Raw genomic sequence first — 20,828 nt, 5'->3', positions numbered from 1 at the left:
GGTATATATTTAACGCCCTAGTATACGTCTCTCTGGCACTGGAGGAGGGGAGGGGTATAGTATCAACCCTTTTTCCATATCAACATCTACGTGTGCTTCTGGATAAACAGAGAGGGCTAGTTTTAGTGGGCCTGTAATATCACGTTTAAAGTCACGCATACGCGCATATTCTGGTCCAAACTGCCCTTTGAAAGCATGCCACGAGATAGATACTGGTTCTTTGAGTATATGTAGCCTGTAAGCTAACCAAATATATGTATCTATCGCTTTTGATTTTCCGGATATTTGACGAATCGCTACTTCCCGAAGTGGCAGAGGGTGGTCAATCAAGCTTTCGTAAAAACTTTCGTCTAAACGAACAACTTCTCTCCAAAACGAAGGTTGATTTTCATCCTCTTGAATTGGAAAGATTGCATCCCGTACAAATGCTCCATTACTAACCATTTTCGCTCCATTGTGGACACGAAAAAATGTTAGTCTGCACTGACTTATTCTTTTTGCTTGGTCTCTTACGGAATTATAAGTTTTCCCACCAACAGTAATTCCCATTACTTTAAGCCAAGCATTCATCGAAGAGCCAAGTTCGACTTCACGGGATTGTGTTTTTACTGCTTGAGTTTGTAAATAGAGGAGAATCATACGAGCCATTGAGCCGTATGGAATACCAACGGGAGTTTTGTCGTCGTTTAAGCCGCTTTCAATAAGAAGCTTGATTCCTCCGCCTTCACGTTCCCATACGGTTTCTTCAGTCTTTTTATGAGGCAGAGCAGCCATCGCAAAGCCCGAATGAGTGATGCCAATTTGTAAAGCTTCATCACTTAATACTTCATGAGCAGCATCGACACATACACGGCTTAGCTGTCCATCGAGAGACGCCTGTCGCCGAGCTTCATGGAGTCCATGGCGTTCAAGAAGGTTGTGTATTTCACCCATGAACGTGACTTTCCATGGCCGGCGATCGGGTGTCAATTTGGACTTTGCTCGCGGCCATTTCTCCACAGCATTCCTTTGGACTTCACTCGCCGTGGTTTGGACTCTGCTCGCACGATCTAGGAAGATTATTAGATATATCTATTAGATATGTGCGACCAGAGTCCAAGGGATAACCGCCATTATAGCGAGCAAAGTCCAAGAAATGAGCGAGGAGATCCCAAGGGATAACTGTTTTAAATTCAAATCGCTGTGGATTACCGCTGTCGGCAATGAGCGAGGAAAGTCCAAGAGGGCGCGAGAAGAGTCCAAAAGGTGTGAAAGAGGATGATGCGGACAGCGAGGGGGATAGAGCGAGAAGAGTCCAAACAACTGAGTGGCACATTAAGCTGGCCGTTCGGCGGTGCAAAAATTTCTCATCGTACCGTTTGAATAGAGAACCAAACATATTGATTCTAATGGCCTAATTTCTAAATGTAGGATAAAATTAGCCATAACTTCAGTGAGATATCGAAGATATTTCTGAAACCGCTGAGTGCGACAGTAAGCTTGCCGGGATAGCTAGTCAGGGACGATCAACTGCAAATGTTCGTGGCAGGTGCAACTGTCTAAGATATAATTCTCCTCGTTTTTCAAGTTCCAAAACGGCCGAAAGATGAGCAGCCCACTCGGCCTTGCGCTGGGTGAGGCTTTGAAGACTTCCTCGGGGAGAAAGACTCATCACGCCCTCGACAAGGTCCCACGTGCTCTCCGGATGGTCACGAATTTTCCGCTGCCACCATGCCAAAGCGTCCTGAACAGAAAGTCGGGGTTCGAAGTAGGGCTGGAAGATGCTCTCTTTAGGCACAAGCTTCTCCCGCCGACGGGACACTGACAGAAGTGCGTCCAGTAGATCCCGGGTGAGGATTGAAGACACTGTCTCAGCAGTAGAGGACGAGGGGGATTGTCTCCCTCGACTAAAAACACTGTCGCCGAGCACAGGCCGAGTTTCAAAGCGCTCCACGGTTTGCAAAAGCATGTCTTTTCGAAGCAGGACCCGTTGGATCTGCTCGGCTGCTGAGTGGGCGGCAAGGTGCTCTTCAGTATCCTCTCGAAGTAGAAGAGCTGAGCGCATTTGAAGAAGGGTCGCTGCCAGAACAAGATCGTTGGCAGTCTGCTCAAGTGGACGGGTGTCGAGTTGCTCTTCCACACAGATCAGAAACTGGTCGATGAGGTCAAGCAGCGGCAGGGTCCGAAGATCAAGCGCGCGACGGCGTACGGCCTGCAACAACGCGTCCAGCGGACCCTGCCAGACGCCAACTTCCAGAAGGATTTCATCAGACATCGTAAAGTGGGCGTATGGAAAAGCTGAGGTCGGGCCATTGGACTGCAATGGCCTGAAGAGCCGCCCAGGGCGTCCAGTCCGCCGACCAGAAAGAAACACTCCAGCGAGTGGAACTTCTCTTCGGATGCCCAGATATTTCTTCAACCTGCTGTAGTGGTCGTGAGGTTCCCCAGTGTTCCCACAACCACGCTTGTGTCGCGGGGGCGGTGGGGCCGAGAGAGAGAAGATCCAGAGGCAGCGGGCAGAGGGCGTTGAGGTCAAACGGGACGGCGCCGGTTCCTGCTTCCCGGGCAAGAAGTCCCCTTTGGCTTTGAACAATCTGATCGATCAAAGCGGTCGTCCGGACGTCCCCGACGAGAAAGATCCCTCTCAGATCTTCGGGGTTGGTGACATCTGGCCCCCAGGAGAGACGGCCAGTCCCCGCTGCTGCCGCCCGGAACCGGGCCAACCCGGCTTCCGGTCCTGTGACAGTCAAGACATGCGCCAGCCAGTCTGGCTGGGGATTGAAAAGGGGCGGAGAGGGAAGGGCCTGCGGTTCTGCGAGCCCTGACCCCGAGATTGAAAACGCCGTGCCGCTCGCGGGTGGCCTGGGGGCATGGCGAGGAAACGGCAGACGGATGGGAAGACGAAACCCGGCATCTGGTTCCTCATGCTCCGTCAGGGTCTGCTCACTGTAGCGGTGAGCAATCGGCCGCGCTTCGAGCTCCAGCCGATACGCTTCCAGGCGTGCGACCGTAGCATCAACATCTGCGATGATCTCAGTCGTCGTTTGGGACACGGCTTACAGATCCAGAAGATGGGCGGGAGAGTCCAGATCAAGGCGGGCCCGACGGACATAGCGGCGCATGCTGCGCAGGTCGCGGTGGCGGGTATGTGCCATGATCTGCTCGTCACGGGCATTGGCCCGGAAAGCTTCGGTGACGAAGCCGGCGCGCAGCCCATGCGGGCTGAGGCGTTCTCCGGAAGGAACCTTGAGCCCCGCCACTTTGGCACGGCGCAGCAGGATCTGTCGGACCGCATCCGGATGCAGGGCATCGCGTCCCACCTGCTCCCAGCGGTTGATGGACCGGAAGAGAGGACCATCCGTAATCTCGGATTTCTTCAGCCATCGCTCCAGAGCCAGAACCGGGCAGGTTTCGCGATGCTTGCCGCGGGGGAGAAAAACCTCTTCGCCGCGATGCTCGGGGTCGGTCTTGCTACGGGCGATGTGGAGCTTCAGTCCTGTGCCGACGATCCGGACGGTCTCTGTTGTGAGGACAACCAGCTCTGAACGGCGCAGCGCACCTGCAAAGCCGATCAGCAGAAGCGCCCGGTCACGCAGATCCGCCAGCGCTTCAACGGTTTTGTTATGTTCGGGTGCGACGAGTTTACGGAGTTCCTGGGACGTGAGGGCGGCGGCCTGTTTTTGGGGCGTGCCATACAGACGCCCTGCCGCGCGCAGGGTGGTGCGGATGGCAGCATGGCCAGAACTCCACTCCAGCCCCCTCATGCGATGCTGATAGCCGAGGGCGGCCAAGCGACGGTTGAGGGCCGAGCGGCTGAAATGTGGGGCCAGACTGTGCAGCCAGGCCGCCACGACGGGAGGGGCAGCTGGAAGTGGGGGAGTGTCGTGTTCGTCGCACCAGGAACAGAAGGCCTGCCAGTCATGGGCATAGGCGCGCAGGGTTTCGGGGGCATAGGCTGCGGTCCGGGCGCTGTCTTTTGCGGCGTCCAGAGCGCTTTGTAGACCGGGAGAGGGGGCTTCGGAGAGACGCTCTGCAGGCTCTGTCGAAGCTGTCATGCCGTTATTCTTCCTTCTCATGCCCCTTGAAATCTGCCGTAGGACAACAATTAAGGCAACTATATTTTAACACGCGGTAAGAGTACATTACCGCGTGTTAGAATGACGAAAGAATAGTCCCCAAAGCCCCGCAGAATAAGCCCAAAGGGGCCTAGAGCGGGCCTCTCAGGCCTTCGAGGAGCGGATCCAGTTCCCCCAGCGACCGCAGGCCATAGGTCACGAGGAAAGTCTCGGTCGTAGCCCAGAGCTGGGGCTGACCCGGGACGGGTTTCCGGCCAACGCTGCGAATGAGCCCTTTCTCCTGCAGCAGGGTGAGGGTTTTCTGCGGGAGGACGGCATCCCGGAAACTTTCGATCTCGGGTCGTGTGACGGGCTGACGCGCGGCAATCAGCAGGAGCACTTCGAGCACTGCGCGGGGGAGGCGTTCTGGAGGCTTCTCCAGCACCGCCCTCAGGGACTCTGCGAGATCGGGTGCGGTTCGGAACATCCAGCCGTCTCCGACCGCGACCAGCTCAAATCCCATCCCCTTGGTGCGTCTGGTCACCTCAGTCAGGATCTGGGCGATCTCCACGTCCTCTCCCAAGGCACGTACCAGTGTCGTCCGGGACACAGGACCGCTGCTCTGAAAGAGAAGGGCTTCGGTCAGACGGACGGGATCGAGTGAAGAGGATGTCATGGTCGAAAGCATAAGGCTTCTTCGGTGTCGTCGGCCAGAGTTCGGAACGCGCTGTCAGTGGAGTTGATCCACGACCTCGGGGATCAGAACCTGCAGGAAGTCTCTATCGGACTATGATTGTGTGATAGGAAACGGGAATGCCGATCCGACCGGAACTGAAAGCGTTGTATCCTTCCAACTGGCCCGAACTGAGCCGGCAGGTCAGATTCGAGCGGGCAGGAGGTGTGTGCCAACGCTGCGGTCGCCCGCATGGGCATCGTCTTCAGGTACTGCCAGGTGGCCGGTGGAAGCATCCTGACACAGGATACTGGTTCAATGGCCGGGGCAGGCGGGTGGGCTCTCCTGACCTGATCGAGCTTCTGCAGATGCGCCAGACGAAAGTGTCCCTAGCCGCGGCTCATCTGAATCACGACCCCACCAGCAACCGGTGGCGCAATCTGCGCGCGCTCTGTCAGCGCTGCCATCTGCTGCATGACCGAATGTATCATCTGGCCCAACGTCGCCTGACGTTGCGACGGCGTCTGGCCCTCGGAGATCTGTTCGAAGGGCCCTATCGAATTGGAATGAATCTTAAGGAGTATGAAATACACTATGACTGATCTTCTTCGAGGGAAGAGGGGAAGTCTGATCTCGGCGGAAAAAGATTAAGAGCCGTCGTATATTTTGATGTTTATTATGGACGTTGCCTTCCAGAATAGTGGCGTAAAATAGCCCAATTTGAAGTTGAACGAATTTTGTTGGTATCAGATCAATTTATGGATATACGTTTAGTATATCCCATATGGAGGATGCCATGCTTGTCCGCACAACTCTCTTTCTTTCCAATCGTTCTCAGGCTGTACGGCTTCCCAAAGCTGTTGCCTTTGACCTTAGTCTGAAGGACGTCGTGATCATTCCCGATGGCGTACGACGCATTATTGCGCCCGCGCATGCCGCATGGGATGATTTTTTTTCGTCCTCCGGCACTGAGTTACCCGAACGCAATCAACCTGCAATGCAGGAACGCGAAAGCTTTTGATGCTACGTTATCTTCTGGATACAAATTTTTGTATCCGCGTCTTGCGTGACCGTCCAAAGGGCTTACGCGAACGTTTCAACGATAACGCCGAGGCCCTCTGTATTTCAGATGTTGTGCTTTACGAACTCCTTTATGGGGCGGAAAAATCTCAAAATCCGGCAAAAATCCGACGTGAGGTAGAGCATTTTTCTGGACGTTTGTCTGTTTTGCCATTTGACGATGATGCGGCAGCACATACAGCAGAAATCAGGGCTGATCTGGAAGCCCGTGGGTGTGTTATCGGACCGTACGACTTAATGATTGCGGGGCACGCCCGGAGCAAAGGACTGGTCGTTATAACCGGAAATCTACGAGAATTTACCCGGGTAAATGGATTACGTTCTGAAGATTGGACGCCGGATTAACGAGAGAAGGTCGCCGCCATGCCGGCGACAGCCTAGCGCTTCCACTGGGAAATCATCGCCCGATGCACACCGTGCTTCGACGCCAGTTCGGAAAGCGTCTGCTCGCCTCCAGCGCAACACGCGACTTGAACTCGCCCGAATACCTCTTCCGCGTGACCTTGCCTATAAACCTGTCTTTTCTCACGACGGTCTATAGCGTATGCCCCTGTCTGAAAAACGGGGGGCAAACTCTATCGGATGAACCGGACAATAAAGGAAGCAACCGTTAAACGCTTCCAGTACGACAGCCATTGACCCTGCCCCCTGAAATGCCCTCGATTTGAAGTAAGGTCTGTCCACTGGAGACAGATGATGAAGAAAGCGCGTTTCACGCAGGACCAGATTATCGGGATACTGAAAGAGCATCAGGCGGGCGCGACGGCGGCCGATCTGTGCCGCAGGCATGGGATCAGCGATGCGACGTTCTACACCTGGCGATCGAAATACGGCGGGATGAACGTCTCGACGCTAAAGGAACTCCTGGCAAAAAACTCGTGACGCCCGGTTTGCGGCGGGAAGCCGTGACCTGGGCGATCCGGGAGAAAGAGTATTCGCAGCGACGGGCCTGCCGGCTGATCGGCATGGACCCGAAGACCTGGCGCTATGCGTCACGCCGCCCGGATGATGCCGCAGTGCGCGGGCGGCTGCGCGAACTGGCTCAGGAGCGACGGCGATTTGGCTACCGGCGGCTGCATATCCTGCTCGGCCGGGAAGGAATGGCGATGAACCACAAGAAGCTGTTCCGGCTGTATCACGAACAGGGGTTGTCGGTCCGCAAGCGTGGCGGCCGGAAACGGGCGATGGGCACACGCTCGCCGATGATGCTGCCCGACGGGCCGAACCAGCGCTGGAGCCTGGATTTCGTCTCGGATGCATTGAACAACGGACGGCGCTTCCGGGTGCTGACGGTGGTGGACGACTACACGCGCGAATGCCTGGCGCTGGTGGCGGATACGTCGTTGTCAGGCGAACGGCTCGGCCGCGAACTCGACCGGATCGGGGAGCATCGCGGCTGGCCGCTGATGATCGTCAGCGACAATGGCACCGAGATGACATCGAACGCGATCCTGGCCTGGCAGCAAAAACGGTCGGTACTGTGGCACTATATCGCACCGGGAAAGCCGCAGCAGAACGGGTTCGTCGAGAGTTTCAACGGCCGGTTCCGTGACGAATGCCTCAATGAGCATCTGTTCCGTAACATCGCCCACGCGCGGACGGTCATCGAGGACTGGCGGGCCGACTACAACGCCGTCAGACCCCACACCAGCCTCAATGGCATGACGCCACAGGCTTTCGCTCGTCACGCCACCAAGGCATACAGCAACCCACAGACCCTAACTCAGAACTGAGGGCAGGTTCGGGGCAGGGTCACCATGAGCAGCTGAGGAGACACCTTAACGACTTCATGGCAGCCTATGACTCCGGGCGAAGGCTCAAGACCCTCAGTGGCCTCACACCTTACGAATATGTCTGCAAAATATGGACTTCAGAGCCAGAAAGATTCATCATCAATCCATCAAATCCGGGAATTAAATACCTAGCGTGTGGCGACAAGATCAACAGCATCCTGTGTTTCCTGCTCGGCGGCCTTAACCCGGGCAAGTTGTTCTGCTGTCGGATTGGCAGCAGCCTGGTTTTTAATCTGTTCCAGATTTGCAAGACTCTTCTGTGCGGCAAGATAGGCAGAGGATTTCGAACTGGAAGCTTTGGCTAAACGCTTCCTGTATCCACCGATGCGACTGTTCATAGCTTGTAGCTCAGTTCGTGTTTGAGCAACGCTTTTCTGTGTCTCCGCTAAGGACTGGTTGAGGGCCGCGCTCTCGTTAGCGGTCGCTTGCGCGCGCTCATGCCAGGCATCACGTGCTGTTTGCAGTTGCTGGTTTCGCTGCTGGTAGCCATTCCCGACCGAACATCCGATACCTGAGAAAAGATTGGCGGTGGTCGGGTCACATTGCTGGGCAGAGCACGCACTCAAACAGAGTGCGCCAAAAAGGGGAAGAATCGTAAATTTCCGATGCGACATCACGAGGCAGCCCTTTGGAGAATGAAAATTCAGGCTTTGGCGGCAGGCATTGGTTCAGCCTGTCCGACGTCCTGAGCCATAATGGACGCAACCTCTGCGAGCTGCTTTGACTGAGCCGCGCTCTGCTGGGAGGCAAGGGCTGCACTAGAATTTCCGTGTGCATCGGCAATCAACTTCATACTGTCTGCCTGCTTCTGCCGCATACTGGCAAGATTTTGCAGAGCCTGCACATCTTTCTGATAACCGGCAATCTTGGCTTGATAGGCTTCAGCAGAAATCTGTCCCTGAGCTAGCTGTTGACGGAGCTGTTTCAGATTGTTCTGCGTTTCCAGAAGTTCTTTCTGTGCATCCTGAATGTCAGTCTGAGTTTGTGCAATATTTTTTTGTTCGGTGGCGATCTGCGATTTAACCTGATCTTCGCTCAGCTCTTGAGCTTGGGCACGATTAGCAACAAGTGCGCCTACAGCCCCGCCAACCAGAGCGCCGGCTGCACCGGCGAGGGCTGCATTTTTGACACTTCCCGTTCCCAGGCCAACACCAAGAGCAGCAAGGCCACCGAGCACTGCGGCGCCCTCTCCAATCATATTGTTCTGCTGGGCAGAGCGTTGGCGCAGACGGTTCTGTTCCGGTGTGAGTGAGGAATCATAAGAAGGAGCGCATCCGGAAACAAACACGCACATAGCAACAGAAGCAGCGGAGATACGAAAGGGCGAAAGTGACACGGAGCAACCTTTTTACATAATGTTTCATTGTGAATAAGAAAAAAGCATTCTCTTGGGAAGTGAAAATTTACACGAAAAGAATTAATGAATTGCTTCGATCTGCGATTTTATAGTCTGCCCTGTAGGGAGTTTTCCGGAATGACTGCTTTGAATGTTCTGAGCAGTAACCATCAGGAACTGTATTGCCCGATCATCCTGAAGTGCTTTGATAGCATCTGCCTGCTGTGCTGTGATGGCGGAGAGATCGGGCAGGGCCTGACTGTTCGTTACGGCCTGAAGAAGACTGATGTAACCATTGATGGCGCCTCCAAGCTCCGTCTGTCTGGCCTGAAGGTGATTTGCGATTTGTGCGGTCTGGGCCGGTGTCAGAGGCGTTGGTTGCGACTTCAGAATATCGGCCGATTTCTGAATAAGCTGTATGGCATGGTCGACCTCCCAGATATCCGCTGCTAGGGCAACTAGTGCCTGAATTTGTGCGGCCAGCGCCTGACGATCTGCATCGAAACGGGCACGGGAGTCGCTGGCCATGGCGGTCTGGATCAGCTTCAGACCGTTGAGTGTGGCCGGGTCAGTCGTGTTTTTCTGAAGGCCTGCAAGCGCGGTCTGGGCGTCTGCACTTGCAGGCAGGGTTTTGTTCATCAGGGTGTTGAAAGCGTTCTGGGCCTGTTCCGTTCCGTGAAGGGAGCCGATAGCATCTGTCGCCAGAACAAGGCGGAATCCCATTTCAGGCAATCGGGTTGGTTCACCCGTCTGCGGGCTATAAAGCGGAACTTCGGCGCGTGAACTGGTCGTAATCTCATCGGGGTTGGACAGGTAATTTCCACCGCAGACCAGAATTCCGCCAGCCAGACCCTGAAGGCGGCCAACGCGGTTGAGGCGGTACGGCTCCAGCATCATCTGGCTGGCTTCCCCAAGCATATCATACAGACCCAGCGGGTTTGGTTTCATCTGCCCGACGCGCTGCATGCCGCCAAGGTCTGGCCCTGCTGCGATATACTGGTCTGCACCTTCCGGCATGGGCCATGTGGGAGCCATGAAATCGGTCGGGCTGACATGCATGCCGCCACGGGCGGCATAAGACCATTCGTCGTCGGTGGGTAGACGCACAAAGCTGGTTGCTCCGTCATGGTTTGGCAGCGGAATCTTTTGGGTGTGAAGCCACGTTGAATATTTCGTGGAGAAGGTAATGGCCTCATCCCACGAAATATGCGTCTTGGGATGCTGTCCATCCAGGGTAGGGGGCGCGCAGGTTCCACTCAGGCTTTCAGCCTGATTTTGGGTTACATCATATTTGCCGAGATAGTACCGGCGCAATTCCGGATGCTGGCTGACGGCGAAAGGGGCAGCCACATAGGCGTGGCGCATAAACTCGTTGTAGCCATCCTGTGGATCGCTTCTGCCCAGAATAATGGCATCGTCATCGAGTAGATTGTCTCCTGTCGGAACGTCAACGGGACGGAACGTCATTGCGCCACCGCAGGGCATAGGCAGAACCAGATCATCCGGCAGGGGATGTGGGTCGACGAATTTTTTGTCCCAACTCTGTGCGGCAGCCGTTTGTAGAGACAACACGGGTGCGAAACCCAGCAGAAGCAGGGCTGTGTGATGGGTTTTCATGGTGTGCTGACTCCCTCCCAGGGATCAATGCGGCGAAGGCTTCGGGCGGCGGCCAGGGCGGCCAGAAAAGCTCCCAGAGCGGTTGTGAGGCAGGTTTCAAGCCACAGACCAGCCCCGATTCTGCACAGCGTATGTCCGGGCGGCAGGGTCTCTGCAAAGACATGATTGATGGCGCTGCCTACGATCAGCGCACCTGTCAGAGCCAGAAAAATACCGGTCAGCGCGAGAATTTGTGCCTGAATGACGGGAAAAATCGTTAGACGCTGTACGCCGAGAAAGCGCAGGGTTGCGAGAGAAAGTTGTTTGCGTTCCACATTGGCCCATAGCGCGGCGGTGAGACTGGCGAAAAAACCGGTCACTCCAAGCAGGGCTGTCAGCCGGAACAGCACGGTCAATCGCTGGTCCAGAAGAAGAAGGTCCGAGACATCCTGCGCCCGATCCGAGATATCCACGCCTGCTGCACGCAATCTGGTGTCAAGGGCGGGGATGGTGTTGATCTGCCGGGTATAGAGACGGAAGCCGGGATAGGACGGGGCTGGCGTGGCCGCCTGTGCCCAAGCATCGGACCATGAAAGAGAGTGCTCTCGATATAGTTCTACGGTCTGAGCCAGACGCAGCGATACGAAAGCTGCATCCCGGTTAAGGGCGCGTTGCGGGGTAATCGCCTGAACATGCAGGGGAATCCGAACTGTTTCCGGGCCGAGGCCTAGACGGGTGACATGCAGTTCGAGGAGATCACCCGCCTGAATATGCAGAGAGGCGGCGGCACTTGCGGAAAGCAGGATGGTGCTTTCGTCTGCGGGCATCGTCGCGGGTGTGGTCAGGGGATCATCCGCGTGGGACGGGATCAGTTCGATGCGTCGACCCGCAAAGGGGCGGCCGGGCGGAACGAGCAGAACACTGGCCGCAAGAGTGCGTGTTCGGGGCATGACAAAAACGACATCCGGCTCTTTTCGCAGCCTATCCAGCCAGCCTGCTGTAAAATCCCGGTTGCTGGCGCTGGAAATCTCACGCACATGCGGGTCTTCCAGAAGGACGGTTCTCAATCCTTCAACAAGTCCGCCTCGCAGGCCTGACAGGATAATCAGGGGGGCTGCCGTCGCTGCCAGACCGATGATAAGGCACAGTGCCAGAATTTTTTCGGATAGAAGATCGTACCAGGCCAGACGGGCCGCCAGACGAATGTCATGAAATATGAAGCGCCGGTCTGTCATGCTGTAGCGATCTGGGTCGTAGAACCGTTCATCGAGACTGGAAGCAGCGTGAACCCGGCTGCCGCCGCGCGTTCGGCGTCGTGCGTCACCATAACAACAGCTGCGTGCCGTTCAGCCTGCTGATGCAGGAGTGTCATGACATGTGTTGCCTGTTCTGGATGCAGGGACGCAGTAGGTTCATCGGCAAGAATGATATCAGGCTGATGCGAAAGTGCGCGGGCAATGGCGACACGCTGGCGCTGCCCGACCGACAGTGCAGCGGGTCTGTTTGTCCGTAGGGAGACAAGGCCCAGACATTCGATAAGATCGTTGATGTGATGAGGATTTTTAATGTTCATAACATCCAGTGGTAGATGAATGTTGGCTTCGACGTTCAGGAAGGGCAGCAATGCGCTCATCTGCGGAACGAACCCGATATGTCGCGCCCTGAGGGCGGTCAGACGCCCCTGTCCGGGTACGCGCCAGAGGGATGCCGTGGGACTGCCCATAATGTCCAGCACCTCGACACGGTCTGGACGAAGTGAAAGGGAGAGCAGCCCCAAAAGCGAGCTTTTGCCACAGCCCGATGGCCCTACGACCGCATAACGGTCGCCTGGGTTCAGGCGAAAATGAGGTACTTCAAGCGTGAAATTTTGTCCCGGTGCCTGCCAGGATAGGTTTTCTGCAAAGAGCAGGGATTGGTCGGGGTTCAAGGTAACGCTTCCAGGGGTACCGGATAGACGCGCTCTCCATCATCGTGAGACTGCCCGATCTGCCCCCACAATGACGGGTCGGACTCATATTCCTGATAAAGACGCAGACGACTTGCGATATTGTTTAGGATGGTACGCTGTCCGACGGCGCCCATGGCGAGCCATGATTCCTGTGTGATAGATGTTACGTCGGACTTATACGGCAGGCCATCCAGATATTCGCCAAGCAGCGGGCCGATCGTGTCGATATGCGAGAAAGCATTTGGATCACGGGCCGAAGCCGCAAAGGCAGATTGAAGCTGGGTGAAGAAATTTTCCGGTGCGGTTCGACCGGCTAGCCCGGCATCCAGAATATGCTGAAGGGCGTTGGCGAGATCGGAGAGCTGGTTGCGTGTCAGGAGCACACGGATGTTCAGGGTTCTATGCAGCGTATCGGCTGGATCACGATCGGAGGTGAACGCGTTGATAATATCCGGTGCGGCTGTGTGCTGTGTGTCGCCAAGATAGGCCAGACGCATGGCCTGACTGACGACTGAGAGTTTCGTATCGACTTTCGCATCCTGCGGGGTTAGTCCGGCGACGGGGCGGCCGGTCATGTCCGCCACTTGCTGGAGCATGGAGGTAGACATGGTCTGGATAACAGGCCGGAACGCGTCCGGGCTACCTCCCGGGACAGGATAATACAGGCTGCCAGCATTGTTGAACTTCGAAAGATTTCGATACTGCGTTGCGGCTTTGCCGTGATCATTCGCCGCATTCCCTGCTGGGGTCAGCAGATGAATGACAAACAAGGCAATGCCTTTTGACGCGGCAAGGTGGTTCATATCCTCGATGTTGAGATGCGTCAGGCTATGGGGGTCGTCATTGCTTCGTGCCCCGGCATCGGTGATGAGAACGATATAACGGCCGTTGAACGTCTGCCATGGAACCTGATCGACTGCGGTTTTTACACCGGCAATCGCATCTTCATCAAAACTGCTGGAGGACACGCTGGCGTCGTGAACCGTGGAAATGGCCGGAAGGATTGCATCCAGAGACTGGGAAAAATCTGGCGACGCGTAGAGTTTTGTCGCGTATTCCAGCCTAGGCGTGTCTGCGAGACTGTCGCGGTAGGCGACGAGGCCGAAGCGAAAATTCTGCGAGACCGCCGTATTCTGGACGGAATGAATGATGCTGGAAATCGCAGCTCGCGTCTGGTCGATATAAGGCTGCATGCTGGCTGTTGTGTCGATGACGAAGACCAACCCGGCCTTGAACTGCTTCAGGGTCTCTGGCGATGCTGTCCGGGCGGTATTGCCCGTAGTCGTGGAGGCGGAAATGACATGTAGCATTCTGATTGCCGGACCACTGTCCCGCTCGATCTGCGTGGCATCCAGCACGGGAAGCAAATAGAAATTCTTGGACGGATCGACGAAATTTTCCGGTTCCATAGCGACGACCGGCGCTGAATGACCAGCCTGAACACCCTTGGTCAGAGCATCGACGCGCGCCGCAGAGTCCGCAGCGGACAGGAGATCTTCCTCGTGTTGAGCTGTGTCGAGGAAAAGCGCGCGGTTGCGGCCCGCGGGATTTGTGAAGGTTGCCACCATGGTGTGTGCCCAGGGGATTGTGTGGTCATCATCAATCCATCCCTGAACCGGGCCCTGGGCCGAACTTCCGATCTGAACGCGTCCCTGAGCGCGACCGAATACATAGAAGACTTCGAAGCCCGGCAGTGGTTTTGCGTCTTTTCCACTCGCATCACTGAAGAGAGATGCGCCGGGGCGGGTAATGATCCGCTGATAGAGCGTGTGTTTCCCCGGCTGCAAGAGCGGGGTGGCGGCGTGTACGGCGGTTGCCAGTCCAAGCAGCGAAAGGCTGCATAGAGTGGCTCTAGCGATCTGGCGAACGTCCGGGATCATGGCCAAAAATCCTTCAGGGCAAGCTGGGCTGTCATGTCGTCGTTGGCAGATTGCTGCTGCAGGGCGGTATGGAGGCGGGCACGGTCCTGTGCGCTGCTCGTGTCGCCGGCCTTGGCGGCCGATTGATAATAATGGGCGGATTCACGCACATCCGGGCTGGGGATAGGCCCTTTCGGATCGAAGGTCGTCGGATCGTAAAGATGTCCCAGATGGTTCATGGCAGGAGTATCCCCGCGATCTGCGGCGGCTTCCAGTAGCAGGACACCATCATCCGTCTTGCCGTTTTTCAGGCGGGTTTCACCTTCTTGCCTGATTTGGACGGCTGTTCCTGCCTCTCGGATCACATCGGGCACGGATTTGTTGGCGAAGGGGTCGCTGTCCGGTGCGGTCGCATTCAGGGGCGCGGCGATCGGACTGCGAGAAGAGGCGACCTTATCCTGGCCGGGGAGGATGGGGTGATGCAGAAGATAAAATGCCAGAAATCCCAGAATGCCTAGCCCGATCACCCCCCCACCCAGAACAGGAACGAGGTGTTTGCGTTCGGTCTTTTTTTCAGGCGGCCCGACGGGTATTTCGGAATGGATCATTTCATCCTCTTCCGAAGTGGGTTTCGTCGTAATTTTTTTTGGAAGTATGACGGGACGAGGTTCGACTACGATGGGACGGGCGCGCAGTACAGGCCAGTCGAAGACATCGCCGACGATTTGGAGTTCAGGGATTTCCAGCTGATAGCTCGCATTGGCCTCGAACATGGTCGCGAATTCCCGGGGGATATGCACCAGAAGATCTGCCCCCTGGGCTTCGAGACGGCCTGTAGCCCGACTTTCAGGAAAATAATCCGGCGCACGGATCGTCACGTGCTCCCGGCTGGCATCCGCGGCCCGGCCGGGGAGGTGAAGGATGGCTTCCTCAACTTCGTGGCTAGCAGAAACGTGCAGTTCAGTGTTCATAGCGGTGAGGTCTCAAGTCTGGAAAGCAGCGCTTCAAGGGCATGATTGGCATCCACATCAAACTGTGGGCCACCCTCTTCGAAACGGGAGCGCAGAGCGAGTACCCAGTCACGAAAGAAGGTATCGAGATAGACGGAAGGTTGTTCGCTCAGGACCGGATAGTCACGGGGTGTGGGTGGAGCGCTGAAAATGGCGATGTCGCTGTTACGTTGACGGGGGCGGGCCTCCGACGCCAGATTGGCATAACCGAGATAGGTTACGAATCGGCCGATCAACTCCGCACAGATGAGCGCCTGTTTTTCACCGGACTGGTTCAGCGTGCTGACATGGTTGCACTGAAGGCGCAGCCTTTGTGCGATCGCCTCGCGCAGGTTCAGGGTTTCGGCTAGTTTCTGAAGGCGATCAATGAACTGCCGGGCAACAGACAGGTCCAGATTGAAGACCGCAAGCTGTTCGGGATGCGCCAGTAGGCTCAACAGGCGGTCGTTGATCCAATGTTCGATAATCAGGCTGGCGAACCGGTCATGCTGGTCTTCCTGAGGGGCGGAAACTGGGATCGCATCGCCCAGGATGTCCCCCAGCAGATCATCTACGGGCACGGGCGGCGGGGTATGATGGATCGTGCTGCTGAAATCGCGCCACTGTTCGATGATTGCAGAGCGGTCCAGTTCCAGTCGCAGCAGGAATGCTCCGAACAGACGATTGCGGTGCAGGCTCAGCAAGGCCTGTGCGATTTCAGACGCGGCTCTGCGGGCTTCTGCGCCGGACTCTATTCCGGCCGGATCGTGATAGAAAGGCCGCATGAGGGACAGAAGATTGCTGGTGCAGGCCTTGAGGCGGGCGGCGAGCTGTTCGTTCTTGGTTTTGCTTTCGCAAACCGATTTCAGCCGCTCGGCCAGATAGCTGACGCCACCGTCATTTGGCCGGATCGCCTCATCGAACGCGCGGGGGGCATGCTGGATATGCCGATCCACAGTCGTGCTGGCCAGATACGAGTTGCGGCGCCTCTCAACCCGCAGATGATTTTCGGGAAGCATTTCGGTTTCGCGTTTCTGGGCGTCGCGGCGATACAGGCTCCCAACAGTTGAAGCGCGCAGCCACTGGACATTATTGAACGGTTGGCCGGGCTTCCATTCCGTTACCCAGGGGGCATCGAAAAAATTGATGAGGGATGCTTCGAGACGCTTGTCCCAGACATCGCTGCTGTTTTCGTCTGCCCCGCCCTTTTCCTCGAACTGCCGGTCGAATTTCGTCAGGATCACGAACAGCGCATCAGCCTGATTTTTACGTTCTCGGGGCGTTTTGCCGATCGTGTCGTTGATCCACCCCTCGATCATGGCGGGAAGCCCGGTCACCTCCTGAGCTGAATCCGCCACGCACAGTAGGGTGGACGTGACTTCCATATCGGCCTGATACAGCTCGAACAGGTAATCGACCTTGCCGCGCAGGAACAGTTTTCCGCAGACCCCTGCGACATCCGATAGTTCGCGGATTTCCAGGCGGGACCGGGCTCCGGGAAAGTCGAGCAGATCAGTCGTTTTCACAAACTCCCAGCGGCTCTGAGCCATGGGAACGACGAGTTCGGAAACGATGGCCGAGACGATGTTGCGTGGCAGCGTGACGGTGGAGCCATTTTCACCGACTAGCCGCAAAGGGGCCATGCCCATGGGAGGGCGAAACAGCGTGGAGACGTTCAGAATGCTGTCTGAACGCGGGACCAGCGCCTCAACGTCGCAGAAGGCGAGATTGACCTGGCCAAGCGAAAGCAAGGCCGAAACCAGCTCGGTGGCATAGGTGGTCAGCTCGGGTGTCTGCCCCCACAGCGGAGACAGGGCGGTTATCAAGGCCTGCAAAGGAAGCTCTGGCGCAGCGGCGGCAAGCCAATCCCAGTAGGGTTCGCCTAGGACCGACAGCCAGATGCGGTCTCCGAACTTCCGAGTGAAGTATTCCTCCAGAACTTCGATGTCATCAATGGTGAAAATACCCCCGCCAGCAGACCGGGGAAGGGTTTCCAGCATTTGTGACGTCTCGCGCCATTCCCTTGGCTTGATGCCGATCAGTTTGAAATCTGACAGAAACGTATTACCGACGATCCGGATGATGTCTGTCACCGAGAGCAGGCGGACGGGAATGGGGGGAGCGTTGGCCGGTGCGGCTGGAGGATTGAGGGTAAAGCGCGAAACCAGTCCAGACGACTCATCGCCCCCGGGTGGGTTCATGTCCATCAGGAAGTCGAGCGTATGCTGACCGTAGCGGATAAGCAGCGGTCCCTCTGCAGGACTGGAGAGGCTCGACATCAGATAGGATTTTCCAGCCTGGGACGCCCCGTAAACTGCGACAGCGGCGGGGCGGGAGGCCGCAGCCTGAAGCCGGTGCGCCAGACGGCGTTCGCGGCGCAGGGCGGCACGACAGGAAGGGCTTGCTCCCGCAGCATGGTGCTGCACCCAGTCGGCACATGTGGTCGCCAGAGAGGCAAGGGTGCGGGTTTGGGAAGCGAGGGTCACAGGCATACTCATTTCAGAATCAGACAGCCGGTATCACGCCAGTGACCTTCGGGTGTCAGGGTCGTTTGAAGGCGCAGTTTAACAAGGCTCAGACTGTGATCCTCGTCGTTGGCGTCTGTAATGCGGGTAATTTCAAACATCTCGCGATTGGAAAAATCACCGCTTTCATCTTCGTCGTCTTCAATGAACTTGCGTTCCAGAGTAACGGTCAGGGGCATAGCGCATTCGGCGAGGTGTTTCTGTTGGCTCAGGTCGAATTCCACGCAGTAGAGCGCGCTTGTGGTCCAGCGCTCGAGGGGAAGCTGCCGAAAGCCGATCATGGTAGAACCGCCAAAATCCTTCAGGCAGAACCCAACCTCATCCCCGGCGGGAGGGCCGCCAAGATCAACATTTTCCAGCAGCATATTGACGTTCCGGATTTCGCTCGACTTGTCCATCTTGCCAATGAAGCGGGCGGTCGAGCGCATCGCGAGGCTCTTGGTACGAAGTACGAAGTTCTGGAGCTTGCCTTCAGCCTGAACGCACAGGGCCGCCCCGACGACGACGGTAGTTTTTGGATCGTTGATTCGGTTGAGCGAGTCTGAAAATGGGTAATGTTTTCCGACGGTATAGTCATGCATGGCAATAATGCGGTGAGGCGCTACGGGCATGGCCCCCGTAATGAGACTGCGTACCCGGCGCAGTTTGGACGGGCGGCCCGATAGGAGCAGTACATCACAGTTATAGGCCCAGACACTTTCGGTCAGGCTGGAAATGATGGTCTCCAGGGTGCTGCGGATGGCGCGGTCTATGGTTTCGGTATCGACCTGAATTTCAATGCTGAACGGATCGAATGATTTCGCCTCAAAAGATGTGGTCTGGTCTTGCAGATGGGCGGCAATCTGTTCGTGCAGAAAGGCAACGCAACGCGTGCGCTGGTCGGCATCGGCCTTGCGCAGGGTCTCGTCTCCGAGAGGAAAACTCCCCAACGGTCCCTGCTGCCAGTTATCAATCTGTTCATACAGTTCAAGCGCATGCAAAGCCGCCGGTTCTAGAACCGTCGAGACGAACAGCTTGCGACGGTGCCGGTCTTTTTCGTCCTGATTGCCATGGTCTTTGCTCAGGGCGCGGTTCAGGAGCTGGTCCGCCAACGGGACGCCCGCTTTGGTCAGGGCGGCTTCAAGTGGTGGGATCACCACAGTTGCGATCACACGTTCCAGCAGGTTGTCGCCAGCGATATTGAAGCTTTCGCGGAACTCCTGCCGAGGGGAGAGGGCATCCCCGCCTTCAAGTGTGTAGGTCGTGATCATCAGGTCCGTGGTGCCGCCGCCAATGTCGATGCTGGCAACGCGAATAGCCGGTTTTTCGCCTTCGGCCGTGGGTTGGCCGTACAGTTCGAACAGGGCTTCGACATGGCCGCCCAATCTCTGAGTGACTTCGTTGTGGAGCCATACAATCTGGGTTGCTGTGGCTTCGTCCAGTCCTGCCCGAAGAGCAGGTTGCGGACCAGACTGCTGGGCGGCTTTCCAGGCAAACGAGATCGCGGCTTCGGCGCGAATACGAAAGACTCTCTGTTCTGCGACGGGCATTCCCGGCGGCATCGTAAGCATGACAGAGCGCAGGCGACGCGCCCGGCCACTGTCGCGGCGGCGGGAGCGGAACCCCGGTGCGTTCATGTAGGCCATAGCTTGAACCAGAACCTCGTTCAGCATCAGGACAAACAGCATGCTACGGGACATGACACCCGGGCCGATGGGGTTGACAGCCTTTCGATCTTCAGGTGCGGCGCGATAGCGACCTTTTTCGAGTGTTTCGGCGAGCATTCGGCGGAACGGCCCATTAACCGGTGGGTCCGAGATCTGTCCTGTTGCGCCCTTGCCATTGTTGAAACGCCATCCTTGATCGGACGGACGGGTGTCCCACAGATAACGTTTCGGCGTGGCAAGTCCGGACAGACCCTCAGTACCGATCCGGGCGCCCATCATTCGTTCTGCTTCCAGACCGGTCCGGACAGGGCTTGGCCATGAAAAAGCATGGGGACGGCCCGATCGGCGAGAATAGATGTCGTATCCGAACAGGGCACGCCCAAATTCGATCCGGCTCGAAAACGGGTCGCTGTAGGTGAGGTCCGGCGAGGCGAGATCACGGAGTTCAAGAACGTAGCTGTCTGCTTCGCGGCGCCCTTCTCCGGGATGTTCTTCGATCAGAATACCGCAGCTCCGGAAGTTTCCAAGATCGAGAACAAGATCGACATCAACGGGTTTCTGATCCTTGATGCTCAGGAGCCGGACGTCGGGGAGTGGCGGTGTCGCTTCAGACAGGAACTTCAGAAAGGTCTGATAAATGGCCTGGAATTTGAGAACCGGAAGCTGTTCGTCTTCATCGTCGGTTCGTGGGCGGCGGCGTTTTGGAATGGCACTTTGCGTAACGCGATATAGTTCGCTAATCCAGTCCTTGAGCCAGTCACTGTCGAGAAGCCAACTTATATTGTGCGGTTCCGAAACGAAGGCATATCGCTGTTCCCGGCTTTCGTCTTCGGCCGTTGGTGCCAGATAGGAGCTGTTTTCGTCAGACGAGGCCAGTGTCGTATCGAAGGCAATGTTCAGAAAAATTTTCTCCCCCTCGAGGGTATCGGGGTCTTCCGTGCGCCGCAGGCGGCCGCGCACCCAGTTTGATGGCCCCGGGCGAAAACTCTCTCTGTCACCGTCGCCGATGATGGCCAGAAATGGAAGTGGCACCCACTGGTTTTCAAACATTTCAAAGACGTCTTTGCGTCCGATCGCATAGCCGCAGTCATCGGGCACCTTATGAAGTCGACCTTTGCTGAAAAAGACCATGTCTCCCGTATCGGGATCACGTTCGAGCATGCGCAGTGTAAACTCGGGAGCATCTGTCGCATCGGAGCTGGCATTATGCTCAGAGGGTTCTTCCCAGAAACTGACGCGGCCGTTGCCCCAGCCTTTCGCATCCAGATCGTGTGTTTCAAACTGGATCAGGCTGTTCGGAATCAGGGAAATCAGGTTGCCAGACATCAGAACGGCTCCGGGAGGTTTAT

At 56.6% G+C, this 20,828-nt stretch carries 18 protein-coding genes and 2 pseudogenes; 5 read left to right on the top strand and 15 right to left on the bottom strand.

Annotated features, from left to right (window positions below):
• Nucleotides 1–9: 9 nt before the first annotated feature.
• The 5 genes from JK176_RS12575 to JK176_RS12555 form a co-directional block, all read right to left on the bottom strand.
• Entirely contained in the window at nt 10–933 is a 924-nt protein-coding gene (locus JK176_RS12575; protein WP_194268084.1) for a replication protein RepA, read from the bottom strand.
• Between the two features lie 562 nt (nt 934–1,495).
• The gene (locus JK176_RS12570; RefSeq protein ID WP_211588139.1) at nt 1,496–2,254 is read right to left on the bottom strand and encodes a ScpA family protein; all 759 of its coding nucleotides are present in this window, start codon (nt 2,252–2,254) and stop codon (nt 1,496–1,498) included.
• A complete protein-coding gene (locus JK176_RS12565) occupies nt 2,247–3,032 on the bottom strand; it encodes a hypothetical protein (protein WP_211588138.1) in 786 nt (261 codons plus the stop codon). The genes JK176_RS12570 and JK176_RS12565 overlap by 8 nt, the downstream gene beginning before the upstream one ends.
• 3 nt (nt 3,033–3,035) lie before the next feature.
• Entirely contained in the window at nt 3,036–4,034 is a 999-nt protein-coding gene (locus JK176_RS12560; RefSeq protein ID WP_211588137.1) for a site-specific integrase, read from the bottom strand.
• Nucleotides 4,035–4,185: 151 nt separating this feature from the next.
• Entirely contained in the window at nt 4,186–4,710 is a 525-nt protein-coding gene (locus tag JK176_RS12555) for an SMC-Scp complex subunit ScpB (RefSeq protein ID WP_249194495.1), read from the bottom strand.
• A gap of 137 nt (nt 4,711–4,847) precedes the next feature.
• Here JK176_RS12555 and JK176_RS12550 point away from each other — a divergent pair, with 137 nt between their 5' ends.
• The 3 genes from JK176_RS12550 (at nt 4,848) to vapC (ending at nt 6,132) form a co-directional block, all read left to right on the top strand.
• Nucleotides 4,848–5,309 carry a hypothetical protein gene (locus JK176_RS12550; RefSeq protein ID WP_211588135.1) on the top strand — a complete coding sequence of 154 codons (462 nt, stop codon included), beginning with the start codon at nt 4,848–4,850 and terminating at the stop codon, nt 5,307–5,309.
• A 194-nt stretch (nt 5,310–5,503) separates the two neighbouring features.
• Complete coding sequence (gene vapB / locus JK176_RS12545) at nt 5,504–5,728, top strand: type II toxin-antitoxin system VapB family antitoxin (RefSeq protein WP_211565609.1); 225 nt, start codon at nt 5,504–5,506, stop codon at nt 5,726–5,728.
• On the top strand, nt 5,728–6,132 hold the full coding sequence (gene vapC / locus JK176_RS12540; RefSeq protein WP_211588134.1) for a tRNA(fMet)-specific endonuclease VapC: 405 nt from the start codon (nt 5,728–5,730) through the stop codon (nt 6,130–6,132). The genes vapB and vapC overlap by 1 nt, the downstream gene beginning before the upstream one ends.
• 35 nt (nt 6,133–6,167) lie before the next feature.
• Here the strand turns inward: vapC and JK176_RS12535 are convergent.
• Nucleotides 6,168–6,298: pseudogene (locus JK176_RS12535) on the bottom strand (transposase); the annotation flags it as partial.
• Between the two features lie 185 nt (nt 6,299–6,483).
• Between JK176_RS12535 and JK176_RS12530 the strand changes: the two are divergent.
• Nucleotides 6,484–7,520, top strand: a protein-coding gene (locus JK176_RS12530; protein WP_211588209.1) for an IS3 family transposase whose coding sequence is annotated in 2 segments (ribosomal slippage) — nt 6,484–6,655 and nt 6,655–7,520 — 1,038 coding nt in all. Because the reading frame shifts where the segments join, the coding sequence is not laid out codon by codon here.
• Between the two features lie 23 nt (nt 7,521–7,543).
• A pseudogene (locus tag JK176_RS12525) lies at nt 7,544–7,687 on the top strand (IS481 family transposase); the annotation flags it as partial.
• A gap of 21 nt (nt 7,688–7,708) precedes the next feature.
• Here JK176_RS12525 and JK176_RS12520 read toward each other — a convergent pair.
• The 9 genes from JK176_RS12520 to JK176_RS12480 form a co-directional block, all read right to left on the bottom strand.
• Nucleotides 7,709–8,194 (bottom strand): hypothetical protein, encoded by a 486-nt coding sequence (locus JK176_RS12520; protein ID WP_149026838.1) that lies wholly within the window; start codon nt 8,192–8,194, stop codon nt 7,709–7,711.
• Nucleotides 8,195–8,223: 29 nt separating this feature from the next.
• Complete coding sequence (locus JK176_RS12515; protein ID WP_149026837.1) at nt 8,224–8,916, bottom strand: hypothetical protein; 693 nt, start codon at nt 8,914–8,916, stop codon at nt 8,224–8,226.
• Between the two features lie 81 nt (nt 8,917–8,997).
• The gene (locus tag JK176_RS12510) at nt 8,998–10,533 is read right to left on the bottom strand and encodes an SUMF1/EgtB/PvdO family nonheme iron enzyme (RefSeq protein ID WP_211588133.1); all 1,536 of its coding nucleotides are present in this window, start codon (nt 10,531–10,533) and stop codon (nt 8,998–9,000) included.
• On the bottom strand, nt 10,530–11,747 hold the full coding sequence (locus JK176_RS12505; RefSeq protein WP_211588132.1) for a hypothetical protein: 1,218 nt from the start codon (nt 11,745–11,747) through the stop codon (nt 10,530–10,532). The genes JK176_RS12510 and JK176_RS12505 overlap by 4 nt, the downstream gene beginning before the upstream one ends.
• Nucleotides 11,744–12,439: an ABC transporter ATP-binding protein gene (locus tag JK176_RS12500; protein WP_211588131.1), complete on the bottom strand. Its 696-nt coding sequence runs from the start codon at nt 12,437–12,439 to the stop codon at nt 11,744–11,746. Before JK176_RS12500 ends, JK176_RS12505 begins: the two co-directional genes overlap by 4 nt.
• A complete protein-coding gene (locus tag JK176_RS12495) occupies nt 12,436–14,340 on the bottom strand; it encodes a vWA domain-containing protein (protein ID WP_211588130.1) in 1,905 nt (634 codons plus the stop codon). The genes JK176_RS12500 and JK176_RS12495 overlap by 4 nt, the downstream gene beginning before the upstream one ends.
• Nucleotides 14,337–15,290 carry a sel1 repeat family protein gene (locus JK176_RS12490; RefSeq protein ID WP_211588129.1) on the bottom strand — a complete coding sequence of 318 codons (954 nt, stop codon included), beginning with the start codon at nt 15,288–15,290 and terminating at the stop codon, nt 14,337–14,339. Before JK176_RS12490 ends, JK176_RS12495 begins: the two co-directional genes overlap by 4 nt.
• Complete coding sequence (locus JK176_RS12485) at nt 15,287–17,806, bottom strand: virulence factor SrfC family protein (protein WP_211588128.1); 2,520 nt, start codon at nt 17,804–17,806, stop codon at nt 15,287–15,289. Before JK176_RS12485 ends, JK176_RS12490 begins: the two co-directional genes overlap by 4 nt.
• Complete coding sequence (locus JK176_RS12480; protein WP_211588127.1) at nt 17,803–20,805, bottom strand: virulence factor SrfB; 3,003 nt, start codon at nt 20,803–20,805, stop codon at nt 17,803–17,805. The genes JK176_RS12485 and JK176_RS12480 overlap by 4 nt, the downstream gene beginning before the upstream one ends.
• Nucleotides 20,806–20,828: the final 23 nt, after the last annotated feature.

The organism is Gluconobacter sp. Dm-73 (assembly GCF_018256215.1).
GTDB classification, from domain to species: domain Bacteria; phylum Pseudomonadota; class Alphaproteobacteria; order Acetobacterales; family Acetobacteraceae; genus Gluconobacter; species Gluconobacter cadivus.
Note: the sequence above shows the minus strand (reverse complement) of the source record. Positions and strands in the feature narration are given on the sequence as shown.